Annotated in this window: 10 protein-coding genes, 1 tRNA gene and 2 pseudogenes; 6 read left to right on the forward strand and 7 right to left on the reverse strand. The window is 65.0% G+C overall.

The genetic code is table 11. From position 1 onward, the window contains the following. From rdgC to RT697_RS22070, 4 genes and pseudogenes are all read left to right on the forward strand, one after another. Nucleotides 1-127 (forward strand): annotated as a pseudogene (gene rdgC, locus RT697_RS22055) (recombination-associated protein RdgC); the annotation flags it as partial. 28 nt (nucleotides 128-155) lie between these two features. Next, nucleotides 156-298 (forward strand): annotated as a pseudogene (locus RT697_RS22060) (DnaB-like helicase N-terminal domain-containing protein); the annotation flags it as partial. A gap of 432 nt (nucleotides 299-730) precedes the next feature. Next, complete coding sequence (locus RT697_RS22065) at nucleotides 731-1,075, forward strand: hypothetical protein (protein WP_313701788.1); 345 nt, start codon at nucleotides 731-733, stop codon at nucleotides 1,073-1,075. Between the two features lie 3 nt (nucleotides 1,076-1,078). Beyond that, nucleotides 1,079-1,285 carry a hypothetical protein gene (locus RT697_RS22070; protein ID WP_313701790.1) on the forward strand — a complete coding sequence of 69 codons (207 nt, stop codon included), beginning with the start codon at nucleotides 1,079-1,081 and terminating at the stop codon, nucleotides 1,283-1,285. A gap of 86 nt (nucleotides 1,286-1,371) precedes the next feature. Here the strand turns inward: RT697_RS22070 and RT697_RS22075 are convergent. From RT697_RS22075 to RT697_RS22105, 7 genes are all read right to left on the reverse strand, one after another. Then, nucleotides 1,372-1,448: transfer RNA gene (locus RT697_RS22075), tRNA-Arg, on the reverse strand. Nucleotides 1,449-1,559: 111 nt separating this feature from the next. Further along, nucleotides 1,560-2,144, reverse strand: a complete 585-nt coding sequence (locus tag RT697_RS22080) for a helix-turn-helix domain-containing protein (RefSeq protein ID WP_175124382.1) — start codon at nucleotides 2,142-2,144, stop codon at nucleotides 1,560-1,562. Between the two features lie 12 nt (nucleotides 2,145-2,156). Next, on the reverse strand, nucleotides 2,157-3,449 hold the full coding sequence (locus tag RT697_RS22085) for an FAD-binding oxidoreductase (RefSeq protein ID WP_313701791.1): 1,293 nt from the start codon (nucleotides 3,447-3,449) through the stop codon (nucleotides 2,157-2,159). Between the two features lie 9 nt (nucleotides 3,450-3,458). Continuing rightward, a complete protein-coding gene (locus tag RT697_RS22090) occupies nucleotides 3,459-4,148 on the reverse strand; it encodes an amino acid ABC transporter permease (RefSeq protein ID WP_076515237.1) in 690 nt (229 codons plus the stop codon). A 2-nt stretch (nucleotides 4,149-4,150) separates the two neighbouring features. Further along, on the reverse strand, nucleotides 4,151-4,843 hold the full coding sequence (locus RT697_RS22095; protein ID WP_313701794.1) for an amino acid ABC transporter permease: 693 nt from the start codon (nucleotides 4,841-4,843) through the stop codon (nucleotides 4,151-4,153). A gap of 18 nt (nucleotides 4,844-4,861) precedes the next feature. Continuing rightward, a complete protein-coding gene (locus RT697_RS22100) occupies nucleotides 4,862-5,653 on the reverse strand; it encodes an ABC transporter substrate-binding protein (protein ID WP_313701796.1) in 792 nt (263 codons plus the stop codon). Nucleotides 5,654-5,739: 86 nt separating this feature from the next. Then, nucleotides 5,740-6,489, reverse strand: coding sequence for an amino acid ABC transporter ATP-binding protein (locus RT697_RS22105; protein WP_313701798.1), 750 nt, complete (start codon nucleotides 6,487-6,489; stop codon nucleotides 5,740-5,742). Nucleotides 6,490-6,634: 145 nt separating this feature from the next. Here RT697_RS22105 and RT697_RS22110 point away from each other — a divergent pair, with 145 nt between their 5' ends. Then, nucleotides 6,635-8,137, forward strand: coding sequence for an aldehyde dehydrogenase family protein (locus RT697_RS22110; RefSeq protein ID WP_313701800.1), 1,503 nt, complete (start codon nucleotides 6,635-6,637; stop codon nucleotides 8,135-8,137). Between the two features lie 236 nt (nucleotides 8,138-8,373). Continuing rightward, nucleotides 8,374-9,660, forward strand: coding sequence for a phospholipase A (locus RT697_RS22115; protein ID WP_313701802.1), 1,287 nt, complete (start codon nucleotides 8,374-8,376; stop codon nucleotides 9,658-9,660). Nucleotides 9,661-10,359 lie beyond the last annotated feature (699 nt).

The following is a 10,359-nucleotide window of genomic DNA, read 5'->3' on the forward strand; positions in this document are numbered from 1 at the left end:
GTACGTCGCCCAGTCGCCCGCCTCCGCCATGACCGGCTGGCTGGCCGAGGACGAAGCGCCAAGCAACTTCACCATCGACCAGGACACCGAGCTGCGCTCGTCCGGCCAAAGCGGCGCGGCCAGGCGCAGAAGCTGCATGCACGGAGGGACGTAGCATGACGACCGAAGCCGTACGCGTCCCCCCGCATTCCGTCGACGCCGAGCAGGGCGTGATTGGCGGCCTGCTGCTGGATAACCGCGCATGGGACCGCCTGGCGACCTGTTGAGCGCGGAGGACTTCTACCGCCACGAACGTCAGCGAGATCGCGTACCAGAAGCTGCTGCCGACGGTCCGCGAGAACGATTCCCAGGTCTGGCTGACCTGGAACCCGGAACTGGATGGAAGCCCGACCGACCTGCGTTTCGTCAAGAGCCCGCCGCCGAACTCTAAGCTCGTCGAGCTGAACTACACGGATAACCCGTGGTTCCCCGATGTGCTGGAGCAGGAGCGCCCCAACGACCGGGAACGCCTGGACGACCAGACATACGCCTGGATCTGGGATAGCGCGTACCGCGAGAACAGCGAGGCGCAGATTCTGGCAGGCAAGTACCGAGTGGCGGAGTTCGATCCTGCTGCTGGCTGGGATGGACCGTACTTCGGTCTGGACTCGGGCTTTAGCCATCCGCTACGTCAAGCACTCCATCGACGCCGACGACGTGCGTCGTCAAGATCATTGATCGGCGGCAGGTCTTGCGCTTCTACCTCTGGTCCGTCAAGCAGCGCGAAAACTACATGACGATGGGATGCGCAGCGATGTTCACCTATCTGACCGGGTTTCGCTCGTCGGAGGCTCGCCCGTTTCTCAAGACGGGCCTCACACTTGAAGGCGTGACCGTCTTGTCCACCAAGCGGAAGAAGGGCCATGTCGAGGTTTTGAAGGTGCGCGAGTGGTCGAAGCGACTGCGCGTAGTGGTGGCCCGGGCACTTGACCGCAAGAACACCAGCAGTCCTTACCTATTCGCGCCGACGAAGCGCTCAGATTCGTACACGAGGCATGGCTGGGCATCTAGCTGGAAGGACGCACAACTGGCATGAATCATGTCGATTGACGAGGCCGTGTCGGAGAAGACCCTGACAGATCATCCGCTTTACTTCAATCTGCAGGATGTGCGCCCTGCGGCGATCACAACCAAGATCCAAAACCGTGACCACGATGCGTATGATTTCGCGGCCCATGCCAACCCGGCGACGACGCACAAACACTACGATAGGCGAGTGGTGAAGAAGGCCTCGGCGACGGAGTAAAGTTCTAACGTAGGCATTTTTATTCTAATGATTGCCTTGTTAATAAACTCCAACACCGCGCAATAGCTTGATTTCCCTAGCTATTCTGGCGCGGCAGGAGGGGCTCGAACCCCCGACCCCGGGCTTAGAAGGCCCGTGCTCTATCCAACTGAGCTACTGCCGCGCGGTGTGGTGACGCCCGGAACCCGTCCGGGCCGCGCATTTTACCCTGTTGCAGAAAAAGTGGGTCGCCCCAAGCGGGTCGCCCCCAGCGGGTCGCCCCAAGCGGGTCGCCCTACTCCTCGCCAATATCCGTATGCGTGGACACCCAAAGCACGATCGCATCCTCCGGGCTCAGGCTGATTACCCGGTGCCCCATGCGGCTATCTATATAGAAGCTCTCCCCCGCCTTCAGCCGGGCCGGTTCATAGAACTCGGTATAAAGCTGCACTTCCCCCTCCAGCACATACACGAACTCCTCCCCCCCATGCCGGCTCCAGTCCTGGAACTCGTCAAAGGCCCGCGCCTTGACGCGGGTATGGAACGGCATCATGCGCTTGTGCGACAGCGCGGTGCATAGCAGGCGGTGGTCGTAATACGGGGTTTCGTACTGCCGGCCTTCGCCCTGGCGGCTCAGGCTGCGGCGGCCGGTGCCCATGTGGGCGTCGGAGGCGGTGAAGAGTTCGGCCACGTCCAGGTCCAGGCCCGCGGCGATTTTGATCAGGTTGTCATAGGTGGGGGACAGCAGGCTGTTCTCAATTTTCGACAGAGTCGACGCGGACACGCCGGTGGCCTCGGCCGCCTGCTTCAGAGTCCACGCGCGCGCCTGGCGCAAGGCTCGCAGCCGTTGTGCCAATGCGCTCTGTTTGTTGCCTTGCATCTGTATACCCTGTCATGCCCGCGATTGACGCTCACGCCACCAGTCGCGCGCCTGGTAAGACCAATAAGTCAGTTGAACCGCCGCCGTGCCCAGACTCCCGCCGTTCCAGGCCAACCCGAACGGTTCGAAGAGCTTATAGCGCTGCGTGTCGCCGGTGATTGCCTCGGCCACGACGCGTCCGCCTACGGACGTGGTGTTCATGCCGTGTCCGCCGAACGCGGTGCAATACCAGACATTCGGACCCAGCAGGCCGATCTGCGGCATCAGGTGCCGCGCGTAGGCCATGCGTCCCGACCACGCTGCCTCCACGCGCACCCCTTGCAATTGGGGGTAGACGCTGAGCAATTCGCGGCGCAGGGACTCGGCCAGATCGGGCGGGTCGTCGACACGGGTGGTGATTCTACTGCCCCAGCCGATGCGGCCGCCATCCAGGACGCGGTAATAGTTGCCGGCGCGCCGGTCGTCGCCGATGGCGGCGTTGCTGCGGATGGCTTCCCGCACGCGGTCGCCCAGTGGTTCGGTCAGCATGATGTAGGTGGCAATCGGCAGCATTGCGCGGCGCAGGGCGGGCACGACGTCGCCGGTGTAGCCGCCGGTGGCCAGCACCACGGTGGCGGCGTCGATCTGGCCTTGCTCGGTCTTCAGATGCTTGACCGCGCCGTCCAGCGTGGCCTGCACGACGGGCGAATCTTCGTGGATGCGCACGCCCAGCCGCACGCACTCGCGGGCCAGCGCGCGCGCGTAATTCAGCGGATGGAAGTGGAAGGACGAGGGGTCTTCGATGCCCTGGTGATAAACGTCCGACACCAGCCGTTCGCGGACCTGGCTGCGCGAGAGCAGCCGCACGTCACGCCCGAAGTCGCGCTGCTGGCTGTCGCACCACTGACGGAGCGCATTGGTGGCCTCGTAACGCACGACGCGCAGACGGCCGTCGACTTTGTGGGCGTCGGCGATGCGCAGGTCGCGGATGTTGTCGCGGATGATTTCGACGCCTTCCATCGACAGCCGGTAGAGCTGGCGGAAGTGGTCTTCGTCGACGTGCTTGCGGATGGCGTCGGCGCCCGCGGAGAACGCCGGCGACACCGAGCCGCCGTTGCGGCCCGACGCGCCCCACGCAATGCGCTTGGCTTCCAGCAGCGTGACGTTGCGGCCTCGCCGGGCCAGTTCCAGCGCGGTGGACAGGCCGGCCAGCCCCGCCCCGATCACGCAGACGTCGGCGCTGGCCGCGCCCGCCAGCGGCGGATAGTAGGTGTCGCCGTCGGCGAGCGTGCGCTTGTAATAGGTGTCGATGTACTCGGAGACCATGGTGTCCGCTCAGTGCAGGCCCGCGCCTTGCAGGCCCCCGGTCAGGCGCTTTTCCAGCCAGTTGGCCAGGCGCAGGAGCGGGTAGCAGTAGATGAAGTAGATGGCGGCGATCATGCCGTAGATGAACAGCGATTTGGCCGGGAAGGTGATGATGAAGACTTCGCCCTGACGGGTCAGTTCGGTGATGCCGACCACGGACAGGATGGCGGTGCTTTTGATCAGCATGACGTAGACGCCGCTCATGGGCTGCACGATCAGGCGCATGGCCTGCGGCAGGATCACCAGCCACAGAATCTGCAAGGGCCGCAGGCCCAGCGTCATCGCGCCTTCGGTCTGGCCGCGCGGCACGGCCTGGATGGCGCCCATGACGATTTCCGCCACGTAGCAGGACGTGTACACCGACAGCGCCACGAAAGCCGCCGTGCCGGAATCCCAGTGCAGCAGTTCGATGCCGGAGCTGGGAAGCACGAAGTAGAAGATGTAGAGCTGCACCAGAAACGGCGTGCCGCGCAGGATGTGGATGTACAGGCCCAGAAGCTGATGCACCCCGCGGATGCGGTAGCTGCGGATCACGCCGATCACAAAGCCCAGCAGCGATCCGGCAATGATGGCCACGAAGGAAATCTTCAGCGTCTCCCAGAAGCCCTTGAGCAGAAAGGGCAGCACGACGCCGGCGGTGGACAGATAGGATTCCAGCATGATTACCTCGCGTTCCAGGCCGGGCCGGCCAGCCACAGGCTTACACCCTTGGACAGCAGCAGCATGACGCAATAGATCAGCAGATAGCCCGCCGCGATGGTCAGGAAGGCTTCGTTGGGCACGATGCGTTCGCTGTTCATCTGCACGCCCGCGGCAACCAGTTCAAAGACCGTGATCAGCGACAGCAGCGAGGTGTCCTTGATCAGCACGGCGGTCTGGCCCAACAGTGGCGGCAGCGTGTTGGCGAAGGCTTGCGGCAGCACCACGTAGCGCAGGCGCTGGTGGTAGTTCATGCCGCAGGCCTTGGCGCCTTCGATCTGGCCGCGCGGCACGGACTCGATGCCGACGCGGATGATTTCGCTCATGTAGGCCGCGTGGTGCACGGTCATGGCGAGAATGCCCAGCACCATCTCGCTCCAGCCCTTGGCGCCTGGCACAAGATAAGGCACCGCGTAATAGACCAGGTAGATCTGCACGAGCAGCGGCGTGGAGCGCACGAATTGCACATAAGCCGCCACGGGGCGCCACACCGCGCCGCGGGACGACATATGGGCAAGCGCCAGCGGAACCCCGGCCAGCACCGACAGCACCAGGCTTGCGCCCGCCGCGATCAGGGTATTGGCCAGGCCTTCGGCAAATTGGCCCGTGTACTGGCTGACGATGCGCCAGTTATAGAAATCGATCAACCAGTCCATGGGCGGTCCCGTCTCCGATCAGTGGTCGTTCTTCCAATCGGTGGAATACCAGTACTGGACCAGTTCCGGCAGCGTGTTGTCGGCGGTCTTGAGCGTCTGCCAGTTGTCCAGCCAGAACTTCAGGCGGAATGCGTTGGGGCCGACGGCGAAGGCCAGCGGCTCGCGCACCATGACGCCTTCCAGCACCCGCAGGTTGCCGAAGTCGACGAGGAACTGGTTGGCGGTGGACAGCGACATGATGCCGGCATCCAATCGGCCGCTGGACAGCGCCTGGCCGACCGGTGCGCTGCCGCCCGAGAACTCCTTGAGCGTGGCCGTGGGCAGCATCTTCTTGCCGACTTCGGCGTAGGTGCTGGCGCCCAGCGCGCCGACGGTGACGCCGGACTTGTTCAGTTCGGCGAAGTTCTTGTACGGGGAATCCTTGGGCACCACGGCGACGGTGTCGGCGTAGAACATGGGCAGCGAGAACAACACTTGCGCGGCGCGCTGCGGCGTGGGCGTCATGTCGGCGGCCACCATGTCGGCCTTGCCCGACAGCAGCGCGGGCAAGAGGCCCTTCCATTCGTAATCCTGCAGCACCAGCTTCACGCCCAGGTCATCGGCCATGCGCTTGGCGACTTCCACGGCCAGCCCCGTGCGCTTGCCCGTCTTGTCCATGAAGCTCATCAGCGGCCCGGATGTCTGCACCGCCACGCGCAATTCCCCGCGCTTGATGATGTCGGAAAGCTCGTCCGCCTGTGCCGGCAGGGCCACGGTGGCGGCCGCCAGGGCGACGCTGGCCACGCCCAGCCATTGTTTGATTTTCAGCATTGCTAACCCCTTTGGTGATTGGACCCATATCGTTCCGGGCAAGGCACATCGCGCCGGCAGCGCCCGGATAAGCCGGACCGGCGGGACTACAGAATCTTTTCCAGGAAGGCGCGGGTGCGCGCCTCTTTGGGATGGCCGAACACTTCGTCGGGCGTTCCCATCTCCACGATGCGGCCGGCGTCCATGAAGAGCGCGCGGTCGCCGACGTCGCGGGCGAAGCCCATTTCGTGCGTCACCACCGCCATCGTCATGCCGTCGCGCGCCAGCGCGCGCATCAATTCAAGAATGCCGCCCACCGTTTCCGGATCGAGCGCCGACGTGGCCTCGTCGAACAGCATCAGTTGCGGGTCCATCGCCAGCGCGCGCGCGATCGCGACGCGCTGCTGCTGGCCGCCGGACAACTGGCTGGGATAACGGTCGCCGAATTCCGCCATGCCGACGCGGCCCAGGAGGTCGCGGGCGTAGCGTTCGGCATCGGCACGGCTGCGGCCGCGCACCACGCGCTGGGGTAGCGCCACGTTGTCGAGCGCAGTACGGTGCTGGAACAGGTTGAAGTGCTGGAACACCATGCCGACGTCGGTGCGCCAGCGGTTGACGTCGGTGGCCGGATCCGTGAGCGACACGCCATTGACGCGGATCGTGCCGCTGTCGATGCTTTCCAGGCCGTTCAGGGTGCGCAGCAAGGTGCTCTTGCCCGAACCGGACGGACCGACCACCACCATCACCTCGCCACGCTCGAGCTGGCAATCGATGCCGTCCAGCGCCAGATGCGGGGGATGCCCGTCGCGTTGATAGGTCTTTTTGACTGCCTGAACAACGAGCAATGATTCCGCCACGAATTCACCTTCAGGTGGACTGCGCCTCAAAAATATTTCGCATTTCACGTCATAGTTTCGTATAGTAAATTTTTTTCCAGAATCGCCACTTAGGCATAACCCTTAAGCGAAGACGCTGACTTCGCGAGGCATCGAAGGAACCGGCATGGACACTCCTCAAGACATCCTGCGCAATCTCGGACTCAATTCCAGTGCGCTCACCGGCGGCACCCTGATCGCCCGCAGCCCGATCGACGGCGCCGAACTGGCGCAGGTGCATGAGCACACGGTGGCCCAGGCCCACGCCGCCATCACCCGCGCGCGGCAGGCCAGCCTGGCATGGCGTGACGTCCCCGCCCCGCGCCGCGGCGAACTGATCCGCCTGCTTGGCGAAACCCTGCGACAGCACAAGCAGGAACTCGGCCGCCTCGTCAGCCTGGAAGCCGGCAAGATCCTTGCCGAGGGCGAAGGCGAAGTGCAGGAAATGATCGACATCTGCGACTTCGCCGTCGGCCTGTCGCGCCAGCTCTACGGTCTGACCATCGCCTCCGAGCGCCCCGGCCACCGCATGATGGAAACGTGGCATCCGCTGGGCGTCGTCGGCGTCATCAGCGCCTTCAACTTCCCCGTCGCCGTCTGGTCCTGGAACGCCGCGCTGGCGCTCGTGTGCGGCAACGCCGTCGTGTGGAAGCCCTCGGAAAAGACCCCGCTCACCGCCCTTGCCTGCCAGGCCCTGTTCGCGCAGGCCGTGCAGCGCTTCGGCGACGCCCCCGCCGGCCTGTCCGAAGTCCTGATCGGCGGCCGCGAGGTCGGCGAGGCCCTGGTCGACTCGCACACCGTCGCGCTGGTGTCCGCCACCGGCTCCACCCGCATGGGCCGCCAGGTCGGCCCGCGCGTCGCGCAACGCTTCGGCCGCGTCCTGCTTGAACTGGGCGGCAACAATGCCATCATCGTCGGCCCCACCGCCGACCTCGACATGGCCGCCCGCGGCATCGTCTTCGGCGCCATCGGCACCGCCGGCCAGCGCTGCACCACCACCCGCCGACTCATCGTCCACGAAAGCGTCGCCGAGGAACTGGTCCAGCGCCTGCACAAGGCCTACGCCAGCGCTCCCATCGGCAATCCGCTCGACAGCGGCAACCTCGTCGGCCCCCTGATCGACCGCGCCTCCTTCGACGCCATGCAGGCCGCGCTGACGGCCGCCCGCGAACAGGGCGGCAAGGTCACCGGCGGCGAACGCGTCCTGGCCGACCAATACCCCGACGCCTGGTACGTGCGCCCCGCCATCGCCGAAATGCCCGGCCAGACCGACGTCGTCTGCCACGAAACCTTCGCGCCCATTCTGTACGTCATGCGCTACAAGGACTTCGGCGACGCCCTCGCCATGCAGAACGGCGTGCCGCAAGGCCTGTCGTCCGCCATCTTCACCAACGACCTGCGCGAAGCCGAAACCTTCCTGTCGGCAGCCGGCTCCGACTGCGGCATCGCCAACGTCAACATCGGCACCTCCGGCGCAGAAATCGGCGGCGCCTTCGGTGGTGAAAAGGAAACCGGCGGCGGGCGCGAATCGGGTTCGGATTCGTGGCGCAACTACATGCGACGCGCGACCAACACCATCAACTACTCGCGGAATCTGCCGCTGGCGCAGGGGATCAAATTCGGCGAGTGACAGCCGTCACCGGCAGTGCACGGGGCTTGCCGAAAGCCCTCTGCGAGCCACGGCGCGGGCCCACAATAGCCCTCTCCCCACGCCGGCAGACCCTCCATAAAAAAGCCCCGCGCGTTGTCGACAACGCACGGGGTTTTCGCATTTCTTACAGCCCATACATACGATTAGTCTGACTTACAAACTGTTGCCAGGGACGGTGCTACATTGCCTGATCACAAAAATCAGATACATCCTCAATGACCTCCCGCCGTCCTTTTCACCGCTCCATCACCCCCCGCCTCCTTGCCGCCGCCCTGGCCTTGGGCGCGGCCGGCTCCGCCGCGGCAGGCGTGTCATACCGGCTGGACCGCCCCTCCGCGGCGCCCGGCGAAACCGTCACCATCGAGGCCGTGTTCTTCAACGAAGGCGGCTCGCGCGTCGACTGGCAGGCCCCGCCTGAACTCGTCCTGCAATGGCGCAGCCCCGACGGCCAGATCGTCCGCAGCCTCGCCAAACTGAAAACCGGCCGCGACAACTACAGCGTGCCCGTCAACAACTTCGCGCGCATGTCCTGGTCCGCCGAAGTGCCCGCCACCGCACGTGGCCTGCAAGCCGTCTCCATCGAAGGCCAACCGTCCATGATGGCGCTCGACGCCACCGGCCGCGACAGCGGCACCCTCGCGACCACGCCCGCCCAGACACCCGTCGTCGACGCCCGCAGCGGCCAACCCGTCCCGGCCGCCGCCGTCGCCGCCGCAGGCGCCTCACCCGAAGCCGGCCCCGCCCCCGCCGCCACGATCGAACCCACCGTAGAACAAGCCGCCTTCGACAAATTCCGAAGCGCCTTCTCCGCCTACAAGCCCGTCTACTTCGCCGTCGGCACCCGCGGCCTCACCACCGCCCGCTTCCAGATCAGCGCCAAATACCGCCTGATCAGCCCGCGCGGTGGCGAGGACACCTGGCACGATGATTTCTACCTGGGCTACACGCAGACTTCGCTGTGGGACCTGGAAAGCGACTCCAAGCCCTTCATCGACACCACGTTCAACCCCAGCGTCTTCTGGATGTCCGACGACATCTGGAAGTCCGAGAACCAGAACTGGCGCTTCGGCATGAACACCGGCGTCGAACACGCCTCCAACGGCAAGGACGGCGAAGACTCTCGATCGCTCAACGACGGCTACATCGAGCCGCGTTTCCACTACCGCTTCGACAGCGGAAGCACCCTCACCTTCGCCCCCAAGGTCAAGGCCTACTTCGCCGTCGCCAGCGAAAACAGCGACTACTCCGCCTACGCCGGCCACGTCGACTGGCAATTGCGCTGGGCGCAGGACAACGGCGCCGTTGTCTCGGCGATGTACCGCCAGGGAGATCAGAAGCGCCGCACGACGCAGCTGGATTTCGCGTGGCCGCTACGCCGCACGTTCTTGAATTGGAACGGGTATCTGCATTTGCAGTATTTCAACGGCTACGGCGAGACGCTGCTGGGGTACAACCAGCGCAACGAAAGCCAGTTCCGCGTGGGGTTGTCGCTGATTCCGTAAGGGTTCAACGCGGTACGCAAGCGTCAAATGAAAATCGCCGGCCTTGAACGCCGGCGATTTGCTTTACGCGCACTCGATGTGGCAGGCCTTCGTCGGCGGGCCGGTGTCAGACACCCGGGTGACAGGGGCGGTAGGTTGTGGCGTTGGTGCAACGGGTGTCAGACACCTGGGATTGAGCTTGTGGTGACGACGCAACTGGTGTCTGACACCAGGGGATTGATGCGGGTACTCAATGTGGCTGCCCTCCGTCGGCGGGACGGTGTCAGACACCCGGGTAGCAGGGCGTCAGCTTGTGGCGGCGGCGCAACGGGCGTCAGACACCTTGGTTTTAAGCCGCCGACGCAAGACACCCGAACGCCAGATAAGGCCGCCCGCGCGGCCGACATCTGGCAGCCCCGCAAGATCTTCCGGCCACCAACAGACCTACAGAAGCAGGCCAAGCAAGCCGCCCTCCCCGCCGATCGCCCGACCTCATACGACGCAGCCCGGTGCGGCGGCGGCCTGGGTGCGCGGGGCGTGTAGATGCGCCCGAGGGAATCCGAAGGAGTCGCCGAAGGCGAGGACGAGGATGACAACGGGGCAGTCCGGAGCGAAGGCTCCGGACCGCAATCGTAGCCCCGCGCACCCAGGCCGCCGCCGCACCGGGCGTCTAAAGAACCAGCTCCCGTCGCCACCGCACCGGGCGTCTAAAGAACCAGC

Source organism: Achromobacter sp. (assembly GCF_032113835.1).
In the GTDB taxonomy this organism is placed as follows: Bacteria; Pseudomonadota; Gammaproteobacteria; order Burkholderiales; family Burkholderiaceae_B; genus Achromobacter.

Bases quoted from the DNA above. Each gene is read 5' to 3' on its own strand.
- RT697_RS22080 (WP_175124382.1), bottom strand. From the start codon at position 2,144: ATGCAAGGCAACAAACAGAGCGCATTGGCACAACGGCTGCGAGCCTTG.
- RT697_RS22100 (WP_313701796.1), bottom strand. From the start codon at position 5,653: ATGCTGAAAATCAAACAATGGCTGGGCGTGGCCAGCGTCGCCCTGGCG.
- RT697_RS22095 (WP_313701794.1), bottom strand. From the start codon at position 4,843: ATGGACTGGTTGATCGATTTCTATAACTGGCGCATCGTCAGCCAGTAC.
- RT697_RS22115 (WP_313701802.1), top strand. From the start codon at position 8,374: ATGACCTCCCGCCGTCCTTTTCACCGCTCCATCACCCCCCGCCTCCTT.
- RT697_RS22090 (WP_076515237.1), bottom strand. From the start codon at position 4,148: ATGCTGGAATCCTATCTGTCCACCGCCGGCGTCGTGCTGCCCTTTCTG.
- RT697_RS22110 (WP_313701800.1), top strand. From the start codon at position 6,635: ATGGACACTCCTCAAGACATCCTGCGCAATCTCGGACTCAATTCCAGT.
- RT697_RS22070 (WP_313701790.1), top strand. From the start codon at position 1,079: ATGTCGATTGACGAGGCCGTGTCGGAGAAGACCCTGACAGATCATCCG.
- RT697_RS22085 (WP_313701791.1), bottom strand. From the start codon at position 3,449: ATGGTCTCCGAGTACATCGACACCTATTACAAGCGCACGCTCGCCGAC.